We start from the raw sequence: 23954 nt of genomic DNA, 5'->3' as shown, positions 1-23954 counted from the left end.
GCGAACACGGGAGGCGATACGCGGGGCCTGGGCGACCCTTCAGGCACCTCGCCCGGTGAATCCGCAGGTCCGGGCGGGCATGACCGGTCCCGAGCCTGGGTATCGAAGGCGGAGCCGGGGGTGTGTCCCGGCGTGAGACGACGTCAACAGGGCAGGTGAGGTGTCATGAGCGGTGGACCTTTCGACGCCGCCGACGGCGAGACCTTCGGTTTCGTCGACGACGGTGACAACGTCGAGGAACCCGACCAGCGGCTGGAGGAGCGGATCCTCGCGCGAGACGACTACGAGGAGGCCGACCGTCGCGGCACCACCGCCGAGGAGGCCCGCGACGGCGAGAGCCTCGACATGCGCCTCCTCGCCGAACGGCCCGACGAGCCGGGACCGGCCGACGACGGCCGCGCCGACGGGCCCGGCCCGCGCTCGGGGGTGCTGGTCGACGACGGGCGCGTACAGGCCGTCGAGGCCGGCACGGACCCCACGGCCGGGCCCGAGCAGGACGCCGTCCACACGGTGACCGAGGAGCAGGACCGCGTCGGCGGCGTCGACGGCGAAGAGGTCCCGATCGGGGCGTCGTTGCGCGCCGATCACCCGATCGAGGCCGACGGTGAGGGCCCTCCGCGATGACACATCACAGCAGGCTCGCCGCGGTGGTCGTGGACGTCCCGCCGAACCTGCACGACCAGGAACTCGCCTTCTGGGGCGAGGCCCTCGGTCGCGCGTTCGAACCGTCCGAAGGGCACCCGGAGTTCCGGATCGCGAAACTCGGTTCGGGCGATTTCGAGATCCTCGTTCAGGAGCTCGGCGCCGGCGAACCCCGCGTCCACCTGGACTTCATCACCGACGATCTCGACGCCGAGGTCGCGCGTCTGGAGCGCCTCGGCGCCACGCGCGTCCGGTCGATCGACGGGCTGTGGATCCTGCGCGACCCGGCGGGCCTGGTGTTCTGCGTCGTGGCCGCGCCCGGCGAGAAGTTCGGCGAGGGCGACTCCGCGCGGTGGGACTGAAGGCCGGTCAGGCGCCCGGCAGCAGAATGGGCTCAACGCGCTCCTCGGTGGCCGCGTCCCCGTCGCGCGTGACGATGTAGGCGCCCTTGCCGGGCGTCTCGGTCACCGCGCCGGTCAGTTCGGTGCCCCGGTAGAGCAGGCCCACGCCGTCGTCGGTGCAGTGGGTCGTCGGCAGCGTCCCGTCGGCGACGAGCCGGTGCACGAGAGGGCGGCGGCCCGCGTCGCTGTCGTAGTGGACGCCGTTGCCGTACGGGAGCAGGCCGAGGCCGTCGGTGACGGGACGCAGCTCCGGTCCGAAGGAGTCGGTCGTGCCGCCCTCGAACCAGCAGATCGAGCCCGCGCTGACGCCGGTGAGGACGACGCCCGCCTCCCAGGCTCGCCGGAAGACCGGGCCCAGGCCGTGGACGCGCCACACCGCGAGGAGGTTCGCGACCGAACCGCCCATCACCCACACGACGTCGTGATCGAGGACGGCGCCTTCGACGTCGTCGAGGTTCGGCATCGGGAACAGCATCAGCGGCGTCAGGTCGTAACCGGCGATCCGCGCGGCCTCGCCCGCGCGACTGGCGAAGACCTCGGCGTCGCCGATCGCGGTCCCGACGTAGAGGATCCGCGGGCGGCGGCCGGTCACCCCGGCCAGATCGACCGCGTGATGGACGAGCGGCCCGAAGGCGACCCGGGTGCGGTCCCCGGCCCGAAGGCCGCCGGACGTGGCGAGGATGGTGGGCTCGGAGGCGGTCATGATCACGGAACCTACCAAGCGGGTCCCTTGACAGCACGGTCGCCGTTCGCTTGGCTGCGCGAATGGACGACCCGGCGCCAGCAGTCGTGATCATCGCCGGTGCTCCCGGCATGGGCAAGTCCCATCACGCCGCCCGCATCGCCCGCGAGGCGACGGGCCGCGTCGTCGTGGTCGCCTGCCGTGGCCTTCCGGACTCCCCGTACGCCGCCCTCGGCGAGCTACTGTCCGCCCTCGATCTGCCCCCGGCCGCCAGGGGCGATGAGCCCTATCTCCTGGGCCTCCGACTGCTCGACGCCCTCGCGCACGTCACCGTCGTCCTCGACGACCTCGACCACGCCGACGACCACTCGCTGGCGGTCCTGCGCCACGCCGCCACCCGGCTCCCCACCGGAGCCGTCCTCGCCGCGACCCACACCACCGGACGACCACCCCCGCTCGGCACAGGCCTCTCCTCGGCCAACGACGTCCACGTCAGGCGGATCGACCTGATACCGCTGTCCCTCGCCGAAGTCACGGCCGTCACCGGACCGGAACGGGCCGCCGGGATTTACACCGCGTCGGGCGGCATACCCCGCCACGCGCACGAGCTCGCCCGCACCGGCGGGGCCCTCCCGGCCGTCATCGCCGAGACCGCCGCCGAGCGCCTGCGCGCGGTGGCGCCACTGGCCCGCACCGCCGTGGAGGCCCTCGCGCTGCTGGGGCGCCCGGCGGGACTCGCGCTCCTCACCGAGATCTGCGCCCGGCCCGCCGGTGCCGTGGCCACCGCTGTCGACGAGGCGTCGAGGGCCGGACTCTGCACGATCCGTGGGGAGACCGCGGCCTGCGAACCGCCCGTCGTCGCCGACGCCGTCGTCCACGCCCTCCCCCTGGCCACGCGCCGGGCGACCCACGCCGCGATCCTGGCCGCGCTGGTCCGCCGTGACGACGAGGCACCGCTCGACGACCTCGTCCGGCACGGCCGCGGCGCCGGCGACCTCGTCACCGTCGCCCGGCACGCCATGGACGCCGTCCTGCGCATCCCCCGCGACGGCGAACCCGACCCCGCCGACACCGCGCACCTCGCGCGCCTCCTGCGCGACCTCCTCCGCGACACCGACCTGCCCTTCCGGGTCCGCGCCGGTGTCGGCGGGCGCCTCAACCACCTCGTCGTCACCAGGCTCGAATGCCGCCAGACCATGCTCCTGCTGCGCGAGGTCCTCGGCGACCGGCACGTACCGGCCGGCATCCGCGGGGAACTGCGCCTCGGCCTCGGGCTGCTCATGATGAACCAGGACGGCGACAGCGACGGCGGCCGCGCCGAACTCACCCGGGCCGTCGGCGAACTGCACCGGCGTCCCGCGCTCGCCGCCCGCGCGATGACGGCCCTCGCGCTGCCGTACTGGGGCTCGGCTCCGGCGGAAGAGCACGCCCGGTGGCTCGCCCGCGCCGAGAACGCCCTTCCGGATCGTGCCGAGGCGGGACTGCGCGCGGCGGTGACCGTCAACCGGGTCACCGCGCTGCTCCAGTTCGGCGACCCGCGAGGCAGGCGGGAGGCCGAGGCGACGCCCGTCCACGCCGACGATCCGGGCGCCCGGCGCGAGCTGCTGCGCGGCCACAGCAACTTCGCCGCCGCGACCCTGATCCTCGGTCACGACGCCGCCGCCGAAACACACCTCGGCCGGGCCGCGACCCTGGCCGAGCAGATCAGCGCCGTCTACACCGCGCCGATCCTCGCGTGCACCAGACTGCGCCTGGATCTCGCCGGCGGACACTGGGACGGGCTGGCCCGGCGCGCCGAGGAGCACCTGGCCGCCTACGCGGGCAACCCCTACGTCTCCTGCACCGGCAATCTCGTACTCGGTTCCCTCGCCCTCGCGCGCGGCGACCACGACGAGGCCGCCCGGCGGCTCGCCGACCCGGTCCTGCGCCCCGGTCCACATCGGATGGAGGCCGAGGCGGCGGTCGCCATCGCCGCCAGGATCCGTCTCTCGCTGCGCACCGGTGCCCCGGCCTCGGCCCGCGAACTGCTCGACGGACTCGACCGTGTGCGCGCCAAGGGGCTGTGGACATGGTCGGCCGACCTGGTCGACGCGGGCGTCGCCGCCTTCGTTCACGCCGGTGACACCACCGGAGCGCGGCTCCTCACCACGGAGTTCTCCGAGGCCTTGGCCGACCGCGACTATCCCCACGGGCACGCCGTCGCCGCCGCCTGCGCGGCCCTCCTGGACGACGACCCCGCCCTTCACCTCGAAGCGGCCGCCCGTTACGCCGCCATGCCACGCCCCTACGCCCAGGCCCTCGCGCTGGAGAACGCCGCCCGCGGCCACCTCGGCCACGGGAACGCCCCGGCCGCGCTTCCCCTGCTGGCGCAGGCTTTCGCGCTGCTCGACGCCCTCGGCGCGACCTATGACGCCGCCCGCTGCGCCAGACTCCTGCGCGACAACGGCGAAGCCCCGGGGCACCGCCGGGGCCGCCCCGGATACGGCGGGCACCTCTCGCCGCGCGAACGGGAGGTCGCGCACCTGCTGGCCGCCGGGCGGACCAACCGCGAGATCGCCGAAGTGCTGTTCCTGTCGGTGCGCACCGTCGAGCACCACGTCGCCAGCGTCATGCGCAAGCTCGGCGCGAGCGGCCGCGACGAGGTCGTCGTTCCCGCCGACGGCCATTAATTGGGTAGCACTACCCAGCGCTTCCACAATTGCCCGCCGCACCGTGCGGCCGCGAGGGTGATCACCGAACCCGTCTCTTCCCACAAGGAGGAACCGTGCGCACTCTCCGCGCCTTATTGGCCGTCCTCGCGATGGGCGCCGCCTCGGCGGCCGTAGCCGTCCCGGTCCAAGCCGCCGACACCGGCGCCGCGAAGCCCTACATCGTGGTCCTGCGGGACGGCGCCGAACCCGGCACCGCCCTCACCCGGCACGTCGACCGCTACGGCGGCCAGCCCGGCCACGTCTACCGCGACGCACTCCGGGGCTTCGCCGCCGAACTCACCCCGGCCGGGATCGCCGCGCTGCGCGGTGACCCGGCCGTCGCCGCGGTCGAACCCGACCACACCGTCCGGCTGACCGACCAGACCCTCCCCACCGGCGTCAAACGCGCCGGGGCCGCCGCCAACCCGAACCTGCGGATCAACGGCACCGACGACTACTCCGTCGACGCCGACATCGCCGTCATCGACACGGGCGTCGACGCCGGTCACCCCGACCTCGTCGTCGCCGCCCGCACCAACTGCCTCAACACGACCACCTGCACCGACAACACCGGCACCGACGACCACGGCCACGGCAGCCACGTCGCGGGCAGCGCCGCCGCCCGCGACAACGGCATCGGCGTGGTCGGCGTCGCCCCCGGCGCGCGGATCTGGTCGGTGAAGGTCCTCGACGCCTCCGGCAGCGGCCAGCTGTCGGGCGTCATCGCCGGCATCGACTGGGTCGCCGCCCACGCCGCCGAGATCGAGGTCGCCAACATGAGCCTCGGCTGCGAGAACTGCGAAAGCCAGGCCATGAACCAGGCGATCGCCAATGCCGTCGGCAAAGGCGTCGTGTTCGCCGTCGCCGCCGGCAACAACCACAAGGACGCCCGGACCTTCTCCCCGGCGAACCATCCCGACGTCATCACCGTCTCCGCGCTCGCCGACTTCAACGGCGCTCCGGGCGGCGGAGCGGCCTCGACGTGCCGCGCCGACCAGGACGACACCCTCGCCGACTTCAGCAACTTCGGCCCGTCCGTCGAGGTCGCCGCGCCCGGGGTCTGCATCTACTCCACGTCCAAGGGCGGCGGGTACGCGACCTTGAGCGGCACGTCCATGGCCTCACCGCACGTCGCGGGCGCCGCCGCGCTGCTCACCGCCAACGGCCACCGAGCCACCGGACGCGACGGTGTCCTGGCGGTCCGGCAGCGGATCGTCGACACCGGCGACACCAACTGGACCGACGACTCCGGAGACGGCGCGCGCGAACCCGCGCTCAACGTGTCCTCGACCGCCGACTACCCGGCCGATCCCGACCCGGGCCGCCCGACGGCGACCTTCACCGCGTCCTGCTCGACCCAGAACAACACCTGCTCCTTCGACGCCCGCGCCTCCACCGACCCCGACGGCTCGATCACCGGCTACGCCTGGGATTTCGGTGACGGCACCACCGGAAGCGGCGCCACGCCGGGGCACACCTTCGGCGCGGCGGGCTACTACAGCGTCAAGCTGACGGTGACCGACAACAGCGGCAAGACCAATGTCGCCCGCAGGCTCGTCAAGGCCGGCGACCTGCCGCCGACGGCCTCGTTCAGCGGCCGGTGCAGCGGCGCCACGTGCACCTTCGACGGCGGCGGCTCGACCGACGCCGAAGGCTCGATCGCGTCCTACGGCTGGAACTTCGGCGACGGCGCGGCCGGCACGGGCCGCACCATCGGCCACGCCTACCCCAATGTCACCAGGACCTACACCGTCCGGCTGACCGTCACCGACGGCAAAGGCCAGTCGGGGACGACGACGCGCACCGTCCGGTGCTCGAAGGTCGTGAGCACGCCGATCTGCTTCATGGGCGTCTGACCGGCACGGTGGGAGGCGCCCATGGGTTCCGGGGCGCCTCCCACCGAGTCCCGAACGCGGCACCGCCTCGTCGGCTCCAGTGGGAGCGGCCGCCCAGTGGTCATCGAAAAGCGCACCGCGAATGCGGCCGGCGCAATGCCATTCACCGCGTCGGCTGAAATACTCTTCGGCGAACTGCTCGCGCTTCTGCTCATTTCGCGCGATCGAAGACCGAATGACGCGTCCCCGATTCTCGGCGTGATCCGAATCAGCCGCCTTGGCCAGCGGCTTCACCCTCTGCGTGGCAGCGGATATCCCACCCCGTGATCCGGTGCGGTGAACAGCCGACTGGCATCGCTTGACTAGCATGGAAACCAAGGACAGCCGCCGATGAATGGGGGCCGCCGGTGTCCGCGGAACTCTCGCTCTTATCGCGTTCCTTCGCGCTCGTCAACGACCTGAGCGATCGGCCGCGCAAAGGACGCTCCCGTCCCCTGCCCGTCCTGTCGCTCCACGCCGACGAGGGCGGTGGCGGCGAGCAGGTCTACGACTACCTCTCCGCGGCCTCCAAGGACTGCCCGCACATCCTGCTCCCCGGCAGCGCGAACCGGGCGAAGACGGTCCGGCAGATCATCTTCGACGTCTACGACAACCTCACCTGGTACCAGAAGTCCTACGGCGTACTCCCCCTGCCGCGTTTCGGGCTGCTCGTCCTCGGCATCGTCGGGCTACGCGAGGAGCACACCGAGGAACGGTCCCACCAGGAACTCGAAGCCGTCATCCGCCGGGCACTGGCGTCCCCCGACGATCTCGCCGACTCCCTCACCCTGCTGGGACTGAGTCTTCTGAGCAGCGTCGGCGGCATTCCCGGCGTCACCGACGCCGCCGTCGACGTCACCGCCGCGCTGGCGAGCCGCAGCCTCGCCTACGCACGCTGGACGCGGGCCATGAAGAACGCCGTCGGCCTGACCGACCACACCGGACGGACGGCCGACACCCACCAGCAGGTTTTGCGGGTCATCGCCTGGCTGGTCAAGGAGTTCCACGCCACCGGCGGTGTGAAGAGGGGTGACGACGAGGTGGCCGTGGCGGCCGTCGACCGCGCGCTGTGCCGGGCTCTGATGGCCGACCTACGCGACGCCTTCACGATCGGGCCCCAGGGGCTGCGGCTCCTGCGTCCCTGCCGGGTGCTCATCGAGGACTTCGAGGTGGGCAGCGCCCCTGAACGCTTCTGCCGCTACGTCACCGAGATACGCGCCCAATGGCGCGAGGAGGACGCCTTCGACCCGTTGCTGATCATCGCCGTGGACAAGCGGCGTCAGGCGCGCGGGCCGGCGAGGCTGGGTTCGGCGTCCTACGCCGACTGGTCGGCCCGCGCCGCGGGCCGTCTCCACCGCGACGACGCGTGGCACTACGAGGTCGCCGTCGGCGGGCTCGACGACCTCGACGTCATCCGCATGCTCGCCGCGGCGGGCCTCGCCGGGGACGCCGACACCGCCGACCGCGTCCTGCGGCGCGGCGGCGGCAACCTCACGCGTGTCACCGGGCTCGTCGACCGCATGCGCGCCGACGGTGCGGACGTGCTCGACGAACCGGCCGACGAAGGGGCCCCATCGTGAACCTGCCGACCTTTCTGTCCGAACCGCCCGAGACGCCTCCGTCGGACGCGAAGAGGCGCAGTGACCGGGTCCGCAAGCGTGCGGTCTGGATCGTCGCCGGGGCACTGGTGCTCACCGCCCTCGGCGTGGGCGGCTGGGCGGTCTTCGAGAACGTGAACGGCTGCGACGGCGCCTTCAACGACGGTGCCCTGCGCGAGTTCGACGATCCCGGTGAGTGCGTCGGCGTCAGCGACGGGTCCTATGTGTTCGCGCCCGAGCTCGACGCGGTGTCGGCGAAGATCCGGGAGGAAAACCGGCGGGTCGAGGAGTCGGGCGCGTCCTCGGTGAGTTTCGCGTACTTCATTCCGATGACCCTCGGCGAGGGCGACACCCAGGGCTACGAGGCCGTCGAGAGCGAGCTGCAGGGCGCCTATCTCGCCCAGTACAACTGGAACCGCACCACGGGAGCCGAACGGCTCGTGGAACCGCAGGTCCGCCTGCTGCTGGCCAATCCCGGCGCCGAGACGAACCGGTGGAGCTTCGTCGTCGACGAGTTGGTGTCCCGCGTCGACGGCACCGACCGGCTGCGCGCGGTGATCGGCATGGGCCCGAGCTTCGACGGGACCTTCGCGGCCCTGTCGGCCCTCGACGCCGCCGGTGTCCCCACGGCCGTCGCGGCCATGACCGCCAACCCCGCCGTGGACCCCCAGGTCGGCCCTCCGCGGTACTTCGCGCGCGTCGGCCCCACCAACGCCCAGGAGGTCGCGGCCCTGGCGAACGCGATGGGCGGCGAGGCGAGACGCCCGGTGCTGATCGTGGACGTCCGCGCCGACGACACCTACACCAAGACTCTCGCCGACGAGTTCATCAAGCGTTTCCCCGCGCTGGCCGACACCGACGAGGAGTACGACAGCAGTCTCGACGGTCTGTTCCAGACCATGAACGACATCCGCAACAACATCTGCAGCCGGCCGCCGGACGTGGTCCTGTTCGCCGGGCGGGGACGCGTCGGTCTCACGGAGTTCCTGACCAGCCTGGCCGACCGCAACGCCGACTGCCGTGAGAACCCGATCCGCGTGGTCACCGGCGACGACGCCACCGAGACCGTACTGACCGACACCGGGCGCTTCGCCCTCGCCAAGGCGAAGGTGACCGTCCAGTACACCGCCCTCGCCCACCCGTCCCAGTGGAACCTTGAGGCGGGCGCGCAACCCAGCGTGCAGGAGTTCGCACGCTTCGCGGCGGCGTTCGAGACGCACTTCGGCGGCGGCGCCGACAACGACGGGCACGCCATGATCGCCTACGACGCGGCGCTGATCGCGATCAAGGCCGTGCGCCTGACCGGTGAGACGGCCCCGACCCTCGAACACGTCGAGCAGGCCTGGGGCCGTTTCGGGGAGTGCACGGTCGTCGACGGGGTCACCGGGACGATCGCGCTCGACAAGTCCGGTGACGCCCTGGACAAGTACATGCCGCTGGTGGCGCTCCAGCCCGACGGGACGAGCACTTTCGTCAAGGCCGCGTGGCCGACCGAGGACGGCTCCCCGGCACGGCACTGCGACTAGGGAGCGGGCCACCGGACGGTGACCGCGAGCCCTCCCCCGGGCATCGGGGTCGCGCTCAGGTCGGCGTGGTGGGCGCGGGCGACAGCGCTGACGATGGCGAGGCCGAGCCCGTGGCCGTCGCGGTGGCCGCGGCGTTCGGGTGCGAGCCGCTGGAAGGGCTGGAAGAGGCGCGGGATCTCACCCGCCGGGATGACCGGGCCGCCGTTGGTGACGGTGAGGATCGCCCGTCCACCGGAGCCGGCGGTGACGACCTCGACGCGTCCACCGGGATCGTTGTGGCCGACGGCGTTGTCGACGAGGTTGGCGATGAGACTCTCGATCAGCCCCGGGTCCCCGGCCGTCACCGCGGGCGCGAGTTCCTCGGTGAACTCGATGCCCTTCTCCCCCGCCGCGTCGCGTCGGGCGGCGAGCACGCGTCCGGCCACGTCGGCGAGGTCGACGGGTCGGCTGCGGGCGATGCCGCGTTCGCCGGTGGCCAGGTCGAGCATCGCCCTGATCAAGGTCTCCTGGTGTTCGCCGAGGGCGAGCGCCTGCCGGCAGGCCGTGCGCAGGAGGGCGGTGTCGGCGTGGGGGTCGGCGAGGGCGACTTCGAGGAGGGTTCGCTGGCCGGCGAGGGGGGTGCGGAGTTCGTGGGAGGCGTTGGCGACGAAGTGGCGTTGGGCGTCGAAGGAGGCTTCGAGGCGGGTGAAGAGGCCGTCGAGGACGGCGCCGAGTTCGGTGAGTTCGTCGGTGGGTTCGCCAAGATCGAGGCGCCGGTGCAGGTCGCCTGCGGAGATGGCGGTGGCGGTGGCGGTGATGACGCGCAGGGGCCGCAGGAAACGGCCGGCGACGAACCAGCCGCCGGCGAGGGAGAGGGGGACGAGGACGGTGAGCGCGGCGGCCGAGCCGGTGAGGAGTTCGGCGGGGCCGAGGCCGGTCCGGGTGCCGGTGATGGCGGGGGTGCCGGGGTCGTCGGCGGAGACGGTCGATTGGAGTCCGGCCAGGGGGAGGGTGACGACGGCGAGGACGGCGATCCCGGCGGCGAAGATGGCCGCGGCGTAGGAGAGGGCGAGTCTGGTGCGCAGGGTGCGGCCGGTCATGGTGCGGCGATCCGGTAGCCGCCTTCACGGACGGTGTGGATGACCGGTGGGTCGCCGAGTTTGGCGCGCAGCCGGTGCATGGTGTGTTTCACGGCGGAGGTGAAGGGGTCGGCCGCCTCGTCCCAGGCGCGTTCGAGGAGTTCTTCGGCGGACAGAACGAGGCCGGGGGTGGCCATGAGGCAGGCGAGGAGAGCGAATTCCTTCGGGCTGAGGTCGAGGCGCCGTCCGGAGCGGAAGACGGTCCGGCGGGCGGGGTCGAGGGTGATGCCTTCGGCGGTGAGGATCGGTGGGACGGGCGGGGTGGCGCGGCGGGCGAGGGCGCGGACGCGGGCGACGAGTTCGGCGAAGGCGAAGGGTTTGGGCAGGTAGTCGTCGGCGCCGAGGGCGAGGCCGTCGACGCGGTCTTCGATGCTGGCCGCGGCGGTGAGCATGAGGACGCGGGTGTCGGTGCGGGTTTCGGCAAGCCGTCGGCAGATCTCGTCGCCGTGCACGCCGGGGAGGTCGCGGTCGAGGATCAGGACGTCGTAGCGGGTGACGGCGAGGCGTTCGGTGGCGTCGGTGCCGTCGAGGACGACGTCGACGGCCATGCCTTCGCGGCGCAGTCCGGTTCCGATGGAGTGGGCGAGGACGTCGAAGTCCTCGGCGACGAGGACCCTCACCATTGGAGGGCCGTCGCGCGGGTGGGTTCGCCTGGTGGGGTCGGCATGCCGTCGACGATCCCAGATCCCCGGTCGCGGGACGGTCGCGGTCGTCGCGACCGTCGTGGGACCGCCCGCCGCGTAGAACGGTCGGCATGAATCCACTCATGAGACGTGAGCGCGGTCCGCTGAGCGGCCCGGGGATCGTGGTCGCCGGTCTGCGCAAGCGATACGGGTCGGCTCAGGCCCTCGATGGCATGTCCTTTTCGGTCCGGCCGGGTGTGGTGACCGGGTTCGTCGGGCCGAACGGGGCCGGGAAGTCCACGACCATGCGGGCGATCCTGGGGCTCAGCGCGGTCGAGGCGGGCACGGCGCTGATCGGGGGGACGCCCTACCGGCGGCTGCGGCGTCCGTTGACCCATGTCGGTTCCCTCCTCGACGCGGGCGCCCTGCATCCGGGCCGGAGTGCCCGTGATCATCTGCTGTGGCTGGCGCATTCGCAGGGGCTGGGCGCCCGGCGGGTGGACGCGGTGATCGGGCAGGTCGGTCTGGCGTCGGTCGCCGGGCGCAAGGCCGGGGGCTTTTCGCTGGGGATGCGCCAGCGGCTCGGGATCGCCGCCGCGTTGCTGGGTGACCCGCCGATCGTCATGCTCGACGAGCCTTTCAACGGGATGGATCCCGAAGGCATCATCTGGATGCGCGGCCTGCTGCGTGGGCTGGCCGGGCAGGGCCGCGCGGTCCTGGTGTCCAGTCACCTGATGAGCGAGGTGCAGGACACGGCCGGGCATCTCGTCGTCGCCGGGCGCGGCCGGGCGGTCGCCGACGCGAGCGTGGCCGAACTGGTCGCGTCGGCCTCCGGTGGCCGGGTCGTTTTGCGGACGACGGCGGCGGCGCGGGCGATGGGTCTGCTCGCGCGCGCCGGGGCGACCGTGGCGAGCGACGGAGGTGAGTCGGTCACCGTCGCGGGCCTGTCCGCCGAACGCGTCGTGGCGCTGCTGAACACCAACGCGGTGCCGTTCTCGGAGGTGTCGGCGCACCGGGCCAGCCTGGAAGAGGTCTATCTGGAGCTGACGCGGGAAGCGGTCGAGTACCGTGCCGCGACCTCGGAGGTGCCGCGGTGATCGCGTCGCGAAGCGGCCGGGACGGCTTTCTACCGGTCCTTCGTGCCGAATGGACGAAGTTCCGCACGGTCCGGGGCTGGGTGGCCGCCATGTCGGCGGCGGCGTTGATGATGGTGCTGGTGGCGCTGCTCGCCGGGATGAGCGGCGGGCCGCGAAACGGCTCGCCGGTGCCGATCGGGCCGGGCGGGGAGGCGGTCACCGACAGCTTCTACCTGGCGCACCGGACGTTGAGCGGGGACGGTGGCATCACCGTCGCCGTCGCCTCGCTGGAGACCGTCCTCCCCTCGGGTCCCGGCGGTATGGAGCCCGGCGTGGTGCCCTGGGCGAAGGCGGGGATCATCTTCAAGCGGAGCACCGATCAGGGCTCGTCCTACGTGGCGATCATGGTGACCCCGGGGCACGGCGTGCGAATGCAGTACGACTACACCGGCGACATCGCAGGTCCCGCGTCGCCCACCGCGGCTCCGAGATGGTTGCGGCTGGAGCGTTCGGGCGACGCGGTCACCGGCTACGCCTCCGCCGATGGGACACGGTGGACCGAGGTCGCCACGGTGCGGCCCCGTGATCTCGGCGGGACAGTCCACGGTGGACTGTTCGTCGCGTCCCCGGCTTCGGTGGACGGCCCCGGCACGCTCCCCAGCGTGTCGACCGCCGACTTCACCGGGCTCGGCGTCCACGGGGGCTGGTCCGCCGCTGACTGGACCGGAACCCAGATCGGGCCCGACTCCCCCACCTTCGCCGGTTACCCGCCGCCCGCCTCCGGCGCGTTCACCGACGACGGCGGCCGCCTCACCCTGACCGGCTCCGGCGACATCGCGCCCGCCACCCGGGAGATCCTGGCGACCGGCGGCACCCTCCGCGACATCCTCACCGGCACCTTCCCGGCGCTGGTCGCGGTGATGGTCGTCGGCACCCTGTTCATCACCACCGAATACCGGCAGAACCTCATCCACGTCACCCTCACCGCCGACCCGGGACGGGGCCGCACCCTGGCGGCGAAGGCGATCGTCCTCGCCGTGGCCGCCTTCGCCACCGGACTGACGGGGGCCCTCGCCGGTGGGCTTCTCGGCACGTGGCTCGCCGAGGCCGGCGGCGTCTACGTCTTCCCGGTACCTCTGTCCGCGGCGCTGCGGGTGGCCCTGGGCACGGCGGCGCTGCTCGCCGCGGCGTCGGTCCTGGCGCTCGCCGCGGGCGCGATCCTCCGGCGCGGTGCCGCGGCGGTCACGGCCGTCTTCGCCGTCGTCGTGCTGCCCTACCTCCTGATCGCCGTCCCGTTCACGCCGTCGGCGGTGTCGAACGCGGTGGCCCGGATGACGCCGGGCGCGGCCTTCGCCGTCCAGCAGACACTCACGCCCTACGACCAGGTCGACAGCGTCTACACGCCCTACACCGGCTACTACCCGCTGGAACCGTGGGCGGGACTCGCCGTCCTGGCGGTGTACGCGGCGGCCGGTCTCACCGCGGCGGCCGTCCTGCTTCGCCGGAGGGACGCGTGAAGGCCGCCCTGCACGCGGAATGGACGAAACTGCGGACCGTCCGCGGCTGCCTGTGGCTGCTGGTCGGCATGGCCGCGGTGACGGTGGCGGCGAGCGCGGCGGCGACGTCGGTGTCGACGTGTTCCTCCCCGGGCTGTGGTGGGGACGTGACCCTGCTCAGTCTCTTCGGCGTGGAGTTCGGGCAGGCGCTCGCCGCGGTCTTGGCGGTGCTGGTCATCGGGGGTGAGTACGGCTCGGGCATGATCCGGGCGACGGTCGCGGCGGTGCCGCGCCGGGGTGTGGTGTTCGCGGCGAAGTCGGTCGTCGTGTCGGGCGTGGTCGTGGCCGCCGGGACCGTGGCGGTTCTCGGGTCGCTGCTGGCGGGGCGGTTCGTTCTTCCCGGCAGGGGTTTCACGGCCGCCCATGGTCACGCGCCGCCGTCTCTGGCGGACGGGCCGACGTTGCGGGCGGCCGCCGGATCGGTGCTGTACCTGGTTCTCATCGCGCTGATCGGCCTGGGCGTCGCCGCCGTCGTGCGGGACTCCGCGACGGGCATCGGGCTCGTGCTCGGGCTGCTCTATCTGCTTCCCGTCATCGGCGGGGTGGTCGGGGATCCGGGCCTGCGCCGGGTGCTCGCGACCTTCGCGCCGACGAGCGCGGGGCTCGGTGTGCGGGCGACCACCGATCTCGCCGGTCTGCCGCTGGCGCCCTGGGCCGGTCTGGCCGTCACGGCCGGGTGGGCCGCGGTCGCGCTCACGGTCGGGGGTGTGCTTCTGAAGGCGCGTGACGTCTAGGTTCGTCCTCGTGTTGGCGGTGCAGGGCGATACCGGCGATGACGAGTGCCACGCCGGCGAGGTCTTGTGGGGTGGGCGCCTGGGCGAGCACCACGGCGCCGATGACGGTGGCGCTGGCGGGGAGCAGGCACAGCAGCAGCGCGAAGGTCGCGCGGCGGACGCGGGCCATGACCAGCTGGTCGGTGACGTACGGGATCACCGAGGAGCAGACGGCGACGGCGAAGCCGGTGAGCAGCAGGTCCGGGCGGGTGAAGGCCGGGGTGGCGGCGGCGATCCCGAAGGGGGTGGCGACCAGCGCGGCGACGAGCATCGACGCGGCGAGGGTGTCGATGCCGTCGGCGCCGGGCTGGTTGGCCGCGCGGTGGCCGAGGGTCACGTAAAGCACGAAGAGCACGCAGTTGGCCAGGGCGAGGACGAAGCCGAGCGGTTCGCCGGCCACGCGAATGTCGGCGAGGACGGCGACTCCGGCGGCCGCGCAGGCGAAGGCGGCGGCGTTGCGTCGCGTGCGGAGCCCGGCGGCGGCGAGTCCGAGGACGCCGAGGAACTCGACGGCGCCGACCGTGGACAGCGGCAGGCGGGCGATGGCGAGGTAGAAGGTCACGTTCATCGCGGCCAGCACGGCGCCGAGGCCCAGGAGGATCCACAGTCCCCTGGCCGTCGGGCGGATGCGCCAGGGGCGGCGCCAGATCCCGAAGACCAGTGCGGCGCCGGCGATCCGGAGCCAGGCGACGCCGGTTTCGGGGAGGGCGGTGAACAGCAGCACGGCCAGGGCGGGACCGAGGTAGTGGAAGACCGCGCTGGTCACGACGAAGGCGGCCACGGGGACCCGGTTCACCAGGACCGGCGGGGTTCGCGTCATGTCCGGTATCTTCCAAGGCCAAGGCCATGATGTGAATGGCCAGTTGAAGGAGGACGGCCTCATATGCCTGGCAATTCACGGCGGAACAAGCGATCCGCCTTCAACGGCCGCCACGAGCTTCTCGACGACGTGAACCAGCGGCTGCTGACCGAGCTGCACCGGGATCCGCGCGTCACGATGTCCGAACTGGCCCGGCGCGTGTCGATGTCGGCGCCGGCCGTCACCGAACGCGTCCAGCGCCTGGAGCGCGCCGGGGTCATCGAGGGCTTCCGCATGCTCGTCGACCCCGCCGCGCTCGGTATGCCGGTGACGGCCTTCGTGCGCATCAAGCCCGGGCCCGGTCAGTTGCCGAAGCTCACGCAGGAGGCGCGGGAGAACCCGCGCGTGTCGGAGTGCTACCGGATCACCGGCGAGGACTGCGTTCTGGCCAAGGTGCACGCCGGTTCGATCGAGCTGCTGGAGGAGGTGCTCGACCGTTTCCTGCTGTACGGGCAGACCACCACGTCGATCGTGGTGTCCGAACCGGTTCCGGCGCGGGCGCTGCCGGTCGGGCCGCCCGATCCGGCGTGACCGGCACCCGGTTCAGGAGTGGCCCGCGATCGCGTGCGGCCGGTACGGCGCCTCCAGCATCGCCGTCTCCTGCTCGGTGAGCCTGACGTCGACGGCGGCGAGCGCGTCCTCGATGTGCCCAAGCCGTGTCGCACCGACGATGGGTGCGGTCACGCCGGGCTTCGACAGCAGCCATGCCAGGGCGATCTGGGCCATCGGCAGCTCGCGGTCCTTGGCGACGGCCCGTACGGCGTCGACGACATCGAAGTCGCCGTCGTCGTACATCGCGTCGGCGAAGGGGTCACCGCTCGCGCGGGTGGTGAGCCGCACGCCGCCGCGATCGCGGGTGCCGGCGAGCAGGCCGCGCGCGAGCGGGCTCCACGGGACGAGGCCGACGCCCTGGTCGAGGCACAGCGGGATCATCTCCCGTTCCTCTTCGCGGTAGGCGAGGTTGTAGTGGTTCTGCATCGAGGTGAAGGCGGTGAGCCCGAGCCGCTCGGCGGCGTGCTGCGCCTTGGCGAACTGCCAGGCGTACATGCTCGACGCGCCGATGTAGCGGGCCCGGCCGGAGCGCACGACCTCGTCGAGGACCGTCATCGTCTCCTCGATCGGCGTGCCGGGATCCCAGCGGTGGATCTGGTAGAGGTCGACGTGGTCGACGCCGAGCCGGTCGAGCGAGGCGTCGATCGCCGCGAGGACGTGCTTGCGGGACAGGCCCTTGTCGTTGGGGCCGTCGCCGGTCGGATAGAAGACCTTCGTGGCGAGGACGTAGTCGTCGCGCCGGGGGAAGAACTCGCCGAGGAGCCTGCCGGTGACGCGTTCGCTCATGCCGTCGGAGTACATGTCGGCGGTGTCGAAGAAGGTGACGCCGCCTTCGACGGCACGGCGGACCATGGGCCGGGCGGCGTCCTCACCGAGGATCCAGTCGCGGGAGACGGGGGTGCCGAAGCTCATCATGCCGAGGCAGATCCGGGAGACGCTAAGGCCGCTGCGGCCCAGTCGGGTGTATTCCATGGGGGTTATCTTCTGCGCCCGGGTCGGGGATTTGAAGGGGTGATCGAAGGCTGGACGGGGAGATTGGCTGGAGATTGAAGGCCGGGAAGGGTTCTTGCCTTGAAGGGTCGAAGAACCGTTCGTGCGCGGCGCCGGAGGGCTCGGCGCCCACCGGTTCGGGGGAGCTTCGCGGGTTTCCGAGCGCCGGGCGCGCCACCTGGCTCGTTGAGCCGGTATGGACACCATCATCACGGCGCCACCGCCGCCCGCGTCGCCGTCGGCGCCACCACGAGCCGGCCGGTACGCCTCGGCGGCCTGGCGGCTTCTCACCGCGCTGGTCTTCGCCGCCGTCGGAGCGACCTTGCCGACCGCGGCGTTCCTGGTGCACATGCGAGGAACCGGCGCCATCACCGGCAGCGGCGAGCCGGACATGTTCGCCATCGGCTTCTACTTCCCCGAATGGCACGTCCGCCAGGGCGTGCTCATCACCGCCTGCCTCGGCCTGGCCTCCTGGGCCGTGATGGGGGCGGTCGACCGGATCCGCTTTGCCCGCAACGACGCGCCGATGCCGGCACCGGTGTTCCGCGGCCTTCCCGCCGCCCTCGCCCTCGGCGCGGCCGGGCTCGTCCTCGCCGCCGGAGCGGTCGTCCCGGCCGAGGCGTACCGGTACTACCTCCGCGCCCACGGCCCGGAGTACACCAGCACGAGCGCCTACGTGTTCAGTGACGAAGGCCTCGGCTGGGCGCTGTGGGACGGCGTCCTCGCGGCCGCGTGCCTCTGGGCGGGAGCGCTCCTGATCCGCGCCGCCGTCCGCTGCCGGCGCCGAGCGCGCTAGGACCGGCGCGACCCGAAACGAACCACGCCCCCGGCATTCGCCGGGGGCGTGTCACGCGGACGCGGTCGGTCAGAGACCCCGCACCCGCACGTCCACATAGCGCGGACGGTAGTTGTCGACGTTGTCGTACAGGTCGGCGCTGCGGAAGCTGTTCACGTTGTACGTGATCAGCAGCCGGTCCTTGCCACTGAGCTGCGGGTGCGCCTTGGCGTTGTAGGTGAAGACGTTCCCACTGGTCTCAGGGGTCGTGTACAGCGTCGTCTTACCGGTGTACGGGCCTTCGATGTCGTCACTCCGGTACATCACGATCTTCGCGCTGAGCGCCTCGGTGGCGTCCCCGGTCACGATCGTGAACCTGCCCTGGAAACGCGTCACGCTGAACTCGTTGGAGACGCCTTCGAGGATCCGCGAGGAGCCGCTCGGGTCGTCGGTCCACTCCCCCGCCGCGAAGTACTCCCACGGCGACGTCGTCAGCTCGCCACTGGGCACGCGGGCCAGGTGGGCGAACTTCTGGGCCTGGTTGTCCTCGACTCCGAACACATAGGTGTAGCCGTCCTTGCGGTCCTCATAGATCGCCGAGCCCCAGTTCACCGCCGACTCCGGCAGCTCCGTCACCGAGGTCAGGCTCATGTCGTCGGTGTCGAAGGTCGCCACGGCGTTACCGGTGAACTTGAAGTCGAAGTTCCCGGTACCGGTCTTGATGAACTCCAGCAGCATCACGTGCAGCTCGTCGCCTTCGACCGTGCCGTCACCGAACCAGTACCAGCGCTGGCCCTCGTCGGCGCCGGCGACCTTCACCAGCGACTCCGGCGCGGCGGCCGAGCCTCCCGTGTGGGTCGTCAGGTCACCGTGGTCGTCGACGATGATCGAGTTGTGCAGGAACGGCGACTCCAGCGGGCGGCCGTGGTCGGCGTCGACCTCACCCATGAAGGTGTCGGAGTACAGCCACGCGTCCGACCCGTCGGGCAGGCGGACACTGTAGGCGGAGTCGGCGCCCGTCCAGCGCCCGGCGGTGTCACCGTAGGTGCCGAAACGTTCGGTCAGCTTCTCGTTGACCGACGCCGTCACGGCCGGGTCGCACACGGGCTTGGCCTGCGCGGCGGCCGGCACGGCGGCCACGGACAGTCCGGTCAGCAGGGCAAGGGCGAGCGGTATCGATCGTCGGGTCATGATCTGCTCCTTTGCAGTGGGGTGGTGAACCCGGCCAGGACCCGGTCGGCGAAGCGCTCGCCGATGAGTCGCTGGACGTCCGGACCTGGGTGCAGGTTGTCCGGCAGGGGCATCACGGCGGCGTCGGGCCCGCCGTACAGGGTCAGGCCGTCGAGGTAGTGCAGGCGTTCGTCACCGTCGGCGCGGCGGCGTTCGACGATGGCGGCGGTCTCGGCGCGGACGACGCGCAGCGAGAGCTTCCCGTCCTCGACGTCGGCCTCGCTGCCGGCGGCGATGGACCACTCCTCGGTGCGGCTCGGGTCCTGGATCGTCGGTCCCGCCGAGGTCTCGACCGGTTCGCACCAGATCGGCGAGACGAGCACGATCGGGGTGTCGGGGTGCCCTTCGCGGATCGTGTCGACGAAGCCGTCGAGGGCGGGCCGGAAGGCGCGGACCCGCATCGCGTCGCCGGAGATGATGTTGACGCCGGTCTTGAGGGTGATGAGGTCGGCGGGGGTGTCGCGGATCGTGCGGGCGGTGAAGGGATCGAGCATGGCGTTGCCGCTGAACGCGAGGTTCGTCAGCCGTACCCCGGCCCGCAGCGCCGCCACGACCGGCCAGGTGCCGGTCGTGGTCACCGCCCGGTAACCGTGGCTGATGGAACTGCCGTGGTGCACCCAGCGCAGGGCCGCGTCCTCGGGCATGGGCGCGACGGGGGCGTCGGCGCGCAGTTCGAGGAGTTCGACGTGGTCGTGGTACGGCATCCACAGTTCGAGCTCGCGTTCGGCACCGGTGCCGAGCCCTTCGAAACGGACCGTCGCGCCGGGACCGGGGACGATCTCACCGCTGGGCCGCTCGAAGGTGAACACGTAGCGGGAACCGGCGGGCGCGCCCGCGCTCGCCACCAGCGTCCCGCCCTCGGTGATCTCGTAGACGCTCGGCGGGAAGGGCGTGTCGGCGTCGGCGGCGATCCGCCTGGCCCGCACGTCCAGTTCGACGACGTCGGCCGAGGTGCGGATCGCGAGCCGGACACCGGCGCTCTCCGCACTGGTCTGGATCATGAAGCGGTCGGGGATCTGCCGCCGCGCCCACCGTGGCAGCCGGTGCGGCACGAGGCCCCGCTCGGTCTTCTCGATCTCCACGGCGCCGCGGATCATCGACTCCTCGATCGCGACGGGCCGTGCCGTCATGAGGCGTCGGCCACGGTGCCGTCGGCGTGCACGTCGACGAGCCGGTCCCCGATCCGCAGCCCGCGCAGGACCGCGTCGGGGTCGAGGTCGGCGACGTGCCTGCGCATCGCGTCGAGTTCGGTGGAGCCGACCTTGGGGTCGACGCCGAAGAAGGACTCGATGACCAGCGCGACGTAGGCGCCGGCCGAGGAGCAGGCCCAGTCGATGATGTACGGCAGCTGTGGTGGCGCCTTGCGGGCGCCGCCGGCGATGGTGGGCATGGCCTCCTCGGTGAAGTGCCCCTGCCCGGGCGGGCCCTGGTTGGCCGAGCGGGCCAGACCGGGCAGCCACTCGGCGGCCACCGACGGTGCGCCGAGCGCGACGAGCGAGCGGACGGCGTCGGCCGGCCAGGCCGGGTAGGCGCCGTTCCACTGGTGGTCGGGGCGGACGCTGTAGCTGGCGTCGGGGTCCCACGGCGACAGGGAGCGCACCCAGGTCTCGGTGCGCAGCTCGCGTTCGAAGAACGCGACCATCTCGGCGCGGACGGACTCGTCGAGGTCGTCGGCGATGGTGGTGCCGACGACGCTGAAGTCGTAGATGTGGCGGACCGGGACGCGCGTGCCGTCGGGCTGGCGGGCGACGAAGTAGCCGTCACCGGGCTGGTAGAGGTCGACGACGGACTTGACGAGTTCGTCGGCGGCGACGGTCAGTTCGGCCGCTCCGGCGGTGTCGCCGTGGGCGGTCAGGATCTGGGCGACGGTGCGCATGTTCCACACGTTGGCGGCGTTGAGCCCGGCGACCTCGTGGGTGTAGGAGCTGACGCATTCGAGCAGGTTGTCGATCTCGCCGTAGTCGGCCAGCGGTGAGGCGCCACGCAGGCCGCGCCAGGCGAGGGCCCAGTCGCGCAGGTGCTCGGCGACGGTGCGGCCCGCGAGGGTCTCGTCGAGCAGGGCGGTGTCGCCGGTGAATCGGATGTAGTCGTTGACGAGCCTCGTCATGGCGTAGTCGTTGACCGAGTACCAGCGCCCGACCGGTCCCCCGGTGAGCGAGGAGGTGCCGAAGTGGGTGTGGATGTCGGAGTCGATCCAGTGCCGCACCTGACGGCGCATGACCTCGGGGTCGAGGAGCGCGTGGGTGATGGAGCTGAGGCTGTAGTCCCAGATGAAGGTCGTGGTGGCCCAGTAGTTGGGCATCAGGGTGTCGTAGCTGCGGCCGAGGACGTTGCCGGCGAAGTCGCGCCGGAACCAGATGGTGCCGAGTGCTCCCCACCAGTAGAGGCGGCGCAGCGCGTCCGAGGAGGTCTCCAGGATCGGCAGGTGACCGGAGAAGTCGTCGTTGCCGGGCCGGAAGGCCGCGGCGAGCTGCTCGTTCCACAGGGTCTCGGCGGCACGGACGGTCGCCGGGACGTCGGCGGCGACGCGGTCGAAGACCTCGGCGGCCTCGGCCTCGGTGGCGGCGACGGCGTGGACGTACCCGAAGCGCGCGGTGGCGCCGGGGGCGACGTCGAGGCGGACGGTCATCTCGCCGCCGCGTTCGATGCCGCCGATGCCGACCTCGTGCTCGCCGGAGGCGGGCGCGATGCCGGACAGGCGCACGTCGGCGTCGGTGTCGGCGCCCTGCACGCTCCAGGCGGTGCCGGCCCCGTTACCGAAGGCCAGGCGCGAAGGGCCGAGGGAGGCGCGGTTGCGCTCCTCGGGGGCCATCGCGTCGAGCCAGGCCTCGGCGGACTTCGTCACGCCCGCGGCGAGCGAGAGCGTGACCGTCACCGTCCGGTGCTTCACGCCGGTGTTGGTGACCTGGACGTCGACGGTCACGGCGGTCTCACCGGGGGCGCAGACGGTGTCGGTGCGCAGGTCGAGGCCCGGCAGCGTGACGCTGCGGCGGACCCGGTCGGGCCGCCACTCGTGCCTGATCATGGCGCCGTAGGACTCGACGAGGCGGCCGTCGACGAAGCACGCGGCGGTGCGGGTCAGGCCCTGCGACACCGGCGGGAACGTCACGGCGCTGATCGCGGTGAGGTCGTGGTCGACCCGGACGGTGCCGAGGAAGTTCGTCAGACCGCTCGGGGCGATCATGTCGTCGTAGTGGTGGGTCACCGGGTCAGCGGCGAGGTCGCCGACGGTGGGGATCGCCCGGATGGGGGTTGGAGGCATGAGGGTCTCCTGGTTACTGCCCGAGGGCGAGGCCGCGGGCGAAGAACTTCTGCGTGAAGAGGAAGAGGATCACCGTCGGCAGTGAGACGAGCAGACCTCCGGCCAGGACGGTCGACATCTGCGCGCCGCCGTAGGTGCTCTGCATCCCGGCGAGGCTGGTCACGATCGGCCGGACGTCGTCGGACTGGCTCAAGACCAGGCCGAGCAGGAAGTCGTTCCAGATGAACGTGGCCTGCAGGATGAAGATCGCGACGAGCGCGCTCGACGCCATCGGCAGGTAGACCCGGAGGAAGATGCGCCAGGTCGAGGCCCCGTCGAGCACGGCGGCCTCGAAGACGCTGTGCGCGATGCCGGTGAAGAAGTTGCGCATCACGAAGGCCGAGAAGGGGATCGAGATGGCCGTGTACACGATGATCATGCCGAAGCGGGTGTCGAAGAGACTCATCCGCGAGTAGGCGTCGAACATCGGCAGCAGGATCATCTGGATCGGGAACACCGTCCCGCCGAAGATCAGCACGAACCACGCGAAGCCGTGCCGCAGCTTGAGCGCGACGATCGCGAAACCCGCGGCCGCGCCGACGAGGACGGCGATCGCCGGTGAGACGACCGCGTAGAGCAGCGTGCTCGCGACGCTCTCGGCGAGCCCGGACAGGCGCATGGCCTCGCCGATGTTGCCGAACAGCGAGAAGTCGGTCGGCTTCCACGACTCGGTGGAGGTGAACGTCTCCGGTGCCTTCGACGCGTTGATGAGCAGCAGGTACACCGGCAGCAGCCAGATCAGGCCGAGTACCGCGAGGACGGTCGTGCGAATCGCTCGTGACATGGGTCAGCCCTCGTTCTTGCTGGACAGCTGCTGGCGCAGGTAGAGGATCGCGGCGGCCAGCGTCACGATCGTGAGGAACACCGCGATCGCCGAACCGAGCCCGTATTCGCTGTTGACGAAGGTCTCCCGGTACATCGTCAGCGCGAGTGTCTCGGAGGACCGGCCCGGTCCGCCCTTGGTCATGCCCTGGACGATGTCGAAGGTCTTGAGGCTGGCGACGATCGACAGACCGATGACGACCACGGTGAGCGGGCGCAGCATCGGCCACAGGATGCTGCGGAACAGCCGGAACCCGGTGGCGCCGTCGAGCTTGGCGGCCTCCAGGGGCTCCTTCGGGATCGACTGGAGGCCGATGGTGAACAACAGTGCGTTCACGCCGACGGCCTGCCACGAGGTCGCCAGGATCATCACGACCGTGTTGAGCGGGGAGTCGACGAGCCAGCGTGGCGTGTCGGCGATCCCGAAGGCGGCCAGTGCCTGGTCGAGGGCGCCGTTGCTGCCCAGGATGAACGACCAGATCACCGCCACCCCGATCCCGGAGAGGGCGTACGGGATGAGGAACGGGAGCCTCAGCCAGACGCCTCCCTTGAGGTTCCAGGTGAGCAGGGCGACCCCGAGGCCGATGCCCACCGGGACGAGGAGGGTGCCGCCGACCCACAGCAGCGTGTTCAGCACGGAGCCGATGAACTGCGGGTCGTCGAACATCTCGACGTAGTTCTCGATGCCGATCCATTCCGGATCGCCCAGGCCGTTGTAGTCGGTGAAACTGAGGAACGTCGTCCACAGCAGCGGCAGGTAGAGCAGCACCGCCACCAGGAACACGCCTGGTGCGATGAACCCCCGGGCCGACCAGCGATAACGCTGCCCGGGGGTCTTCGCCGTCGGGGTCTTGTCGGTCATCTGG

The 23954-nt window shown here is 71.8% G+C and carries 22 protein-coding genes; 12 read left to right on the top strand and 10 right to left on the bottom strand.

Going from position 1 to position 23954, the window contains the following annotated elements:
* Positions 1-165 precede the first annotated feature (165 nt).
* Positions 166-624 (top strand): hypothetical protein, encoded by a 459-nt coding sequence (locus HNR73_RS28665; RefSeq protein WP_184790774.1) that lies wholly within the window; start codon positions 166-168, stop codon positions 622-624.
* On the top strand, positions 621-1004 hold the full coding sequence (locus HNR73_RS28660; protein WP_184790773.1) for a VOC family protein: 384 nt from the start codon (positions 621-623) through the stop codon (positions 1002-1004). Before HNR73_RS28665 ends, HNR73_RS28660 begins: the two co-directional genes overlap by 4 nt.
* A 7-nt stretch (positions 1005-1011) precedes the next feature.
* On the opposite strand, the gene HNR73_RS28655 is transcribed toward HNR73_RS28660, so the two are convergent.
* Positions 1012-1746, bottom strand: a complete 735-nt coding sequence (locus HNR73_RS28655; protein WP_184790772.1) for a Type 1 glutamine amidotransferase-like domain-containing protein — start codon at positions 1744-1746, stop codon at positions 1012-1014.
* A gap of 62 nt (positions 1747-1808) precedes the next feature.
* On the opposite strand from HNR73_RS28655, the gene HNR73_RS28650 reads away from it, so the two are divergent.
* From HNR73_RS28650 to HNR73_RS28630, 5 genes are all read left to right on the top strand, one after another.
* Complete coding sequence (locus HNR73_RS28650) at positions 1809-4394, top strand: LuxR family transcriptional regulator (RefSeq protein WP_184790771.1); 2586 nt, start codon at positions 1809-1811, stop codon at positions 4392-4394.
* A 95-nt stretch (positions 4395-4489) separates the two neighbouring features.
* Positions 4490-6271, top strand: a complete 1782-nt coding sequence (locus HNR73_RS28645) for a S8 family serine peptidase (protein WP_239122250.1) — start codon at positions 4490-4492, stop codon at positions 6269-6271.
* 96 nt (positions 6272-6367) lie between these two features.
* Positions 6368-6577: a hypothetical protein gene (locus tag HNR73_RS28640; protein ID WP_184790770.1), complete on the top strand. Its 210-nt coding sequence runs from the start codon at positions 6368-6370 to the stop codon at positions 6575-6577.
* 80 nt (positions 6578-6657) lie between these two features.
* On the top strand, positions 6658-7869 hold the full coding sequence (locus HNR73_RS28635; RefSeq protein WP_184790769.1) for a hypothetical protein: 1212 nt from the start codon (positions 6658-6660) through the stop codon (positions 7867-7869).
* On the top strand, positions 7866-9413 hold the full coding sequence (locus tag HNR73_RS28630; RefSeq protein ID WP_184790768.1) for an ABC transporter substrate-binding protein: 1548 nt from the start codon (positions 7866-7868) through the stop codon (positions 9411-9413). The genes HNR73_RS28635 and HNR73_RS28630 overlap by 4 nt, the downstream gene beginning before the upstream one ends.
* Here the strand turns inward: HNR73_RS28630 and HNR73_RS28625 are convergent.
* Both HNR73_RS28625 and HNR73_RS28620 read right to left on the bottom strand, forming a co-directional pair.
* Positions 9410-10492, bottom strand: coding sequence for a sensor histidine kinase (locus HNR73_RS28625; RefSeq protein WP_184790767.1), 1083 nt, complete (start codon positions 10490-10492; stop codon positions 9410-9412). The two genes, HNR73_RS28630 and HNR73_RS28625, sit on opposite strands and share 4 nt — an antisense overlap.
* Positions 10489-11151 (bottom strand): response regulator transcription factor, encoded by a 663-nt coding sequence (locus tag HNR73_RS28620; protein WP_184790841.1) that lies wholly within the window; start codon positions 11149-11151, stop codon positions 10489-10491. Before HNR73_RS28620 ends, HNR73_RS28625 begins: the two co-directional genes overlap by 4 nt.
* Before the next feature lie 146 nt (positions 11152-11297).
* On the opposite strand from HNR73_RS28620, the gene HNR73_RS28615 reads away from it, so the two are divergent.
* The 3 genes from HNR73_RS28615 to HNR73_RS28605 are packed head-to-tail and all read left to right on the top strand — an operon-like array spanning position 11298 to position 14520.
* Positions 11298-12251 (top strand): ABC transporter ATP-binding protein, encoded by a 954-nt coding sequence (locus HNR73_RS28615; RefSeq protein WP_203686606.1) that lies wholly within the window; start codon positions 11298-11300, stop codon positions 12249-12251.
* Positions 12248-13747: a DUF1349 domain-containing protein gene (locus HNR73_RS28610; RefSeq protein WP_239122249.1), complete on the top strand. Its 1500-nt coding sequence runs from the start codon at positions 12248-12250 to the stop codon at positions 13745-13747. The genes HNR73_RS28615 and HNR73_RS28610 overlap by 4 nt, the downstream gene beginning before the upstream one ends.
* Positions 13744-14520 (top strand): ABC transporter permease, encoded by a 777-nt coding sequence (locus tag HNR73_RS28605; protein WP_184790766.1) that lies wholly within the window; start codon positions 13744-13746, stop codon positions 14518-14520. The genes HNR73_RS28610 and HNR73_RS28605 overlap by 4 nt, the downstream gene beginning before the upstream one ends.
* On the opposite strand, the gene HNR73_RS28600 is transcribed toward HNR73_RS28605, so the two are convergent.
* Positions 14480-15379 (bottom strand): EamA family transporter, encoded by a 900-nt coding sequence (locus HNR73_RS28600; protein ID WP_184790765.1) that lies wholly within the window; start codon positions 15377-15379, stop codon positions 14480-14482. The two genes, HNR73_RS28605 and HNR73_RS28600, sit on opposite strands and share 41 nt — an antisense overlap.
* Positions 15380-15442: 63 nt before the next feature.
* Between HNR73_RS28600 and HNR73_RS28595 the strand changes: the two genes are divergently transcribed.
* The gene (locus HNR73_RS28595) at positions 15443-15949 is read left to right on the top strand and encodes an Lrp/AsnC family transcriptional regulator (protein ID WP_184790764.1); all 507 of its coding nucleotides are present in this window, start codon (positions 15443-15445) and stop codon (positions 15947-15949) included.
* A 12-nt stretch (positions 15950-15961) separates the two neighbouring features.
* Here the strand turns inward: HNR73_RS28595 and HNR73_RS28590 are convergent, their stop codons facing one another.
* Entirely contained in the window at positions 15962-16942 is a 981-nt protein-coding gene (locus HNR73_RS28590) for an aldo/keto reductase (RefSeq protein WP_184790763.1), read from the bottom strand.
* A 214-nt stretch (positions 16943-17156) separates the two neighbouring features.
* Between HNR73_RS28590 and HNR73_RS28585 the strand changes: the two genes are divergently transcribed.
* Positions 17157-17756: a hypothetical protein gene (locus HNR73_RS28585; RefSeq protein WP_184790762.1), complete on the top strand. Its 600-nt coding sequence runs from the start codon at positions 17157-17159 to the stop codon at positions 17754-17756.
* Positions 17757-17825: 69 nt separating this feature from the next.
* Here HNR73_RS28585 and HNR73_RS28580 read toward each other — a convergent pair whose 3' ends face one another.
* The 5 genes from HNR73_RS28580 to HNR73_RS28560 are packed head-to-tail and all read right to left on the bottom strand — an operon-like array spanning position 17826 to position 23950.
* Entirely contained in the window at positions 17826-18926 is a 1101-nt protein-coding gene (locus HNR73_RS28580) for a DUF5005 domain-containing protein (protein ID WP_184790761.1), read from the bottom strand.
* Positions 18923-20095: a GDSL-type esterase/lipase family protein gene (locus HNR73_RS28575; protein WP_184790760.1), complete on the bottom strand. Its 1173-nt coding sequence runs from the start codon at positions 20093-20095 to the stop codon at positions 18923-18925. The genes HNR73_RS28580 and HNR73_RS28575 overlap by 4 nt, the downstream gene beginning before the upstream one ends.
* Positions 20092-22227 carry a glucosidase family protein gene (locus tag HNR73_RS28570; protein WP_184790759.1) on the bottom strand — a complete coding sequence of 712 codons (2136 nt, stop codon included), beginning with the start codon at positions 22225-22227 and terminating at the stop codon, positions 20092-20094. The genes HNR73_RS28575 and HNR73_RS28570 overlap by 4 nt, the downstream gene beginning before the upstream one ends.
* A 13-nt stretch (positions 22228-22240) precedes the next feature.
* Complete coding sequence (locus HNR73_RS28565) at positions 22241-23050, bottom strand: carbohydrate ABC transporter permease (protein WP_184790758.1); 810 nt, start codon at positions 23048-23050, stop codon at positions 22241-22243.
* Positions 23051-23053: 3 nt separating this feature from the next.
* Positions 23054-23950, bottom strand: coding sequence for a carbohydrate ABC transporter permease (locus HNR73_RS28560; protein ID WP_184790757.1), 897 nt, complete (start codon positions 23948-23950; stop codon positions 23054-23056).
* Positions 23951-23954 lie beyond the last annotated feature (4 nt).

It is taken from the genome of Phytomonospora endophytica, assembly GCF_014202425.1.
Taxonomy (GTDB): Bacteria; Actinomycetota; Actinomycetes; order Mycobacteriales; family Micromonosporaceae; genus Phytomonospora; species Phytomonospora endophytica.
The sequence above is the reverse complement of the archived record's forward strand: the minus strand, read 5'-3'. Positions and strand labels throughout refer to the sequence as shown.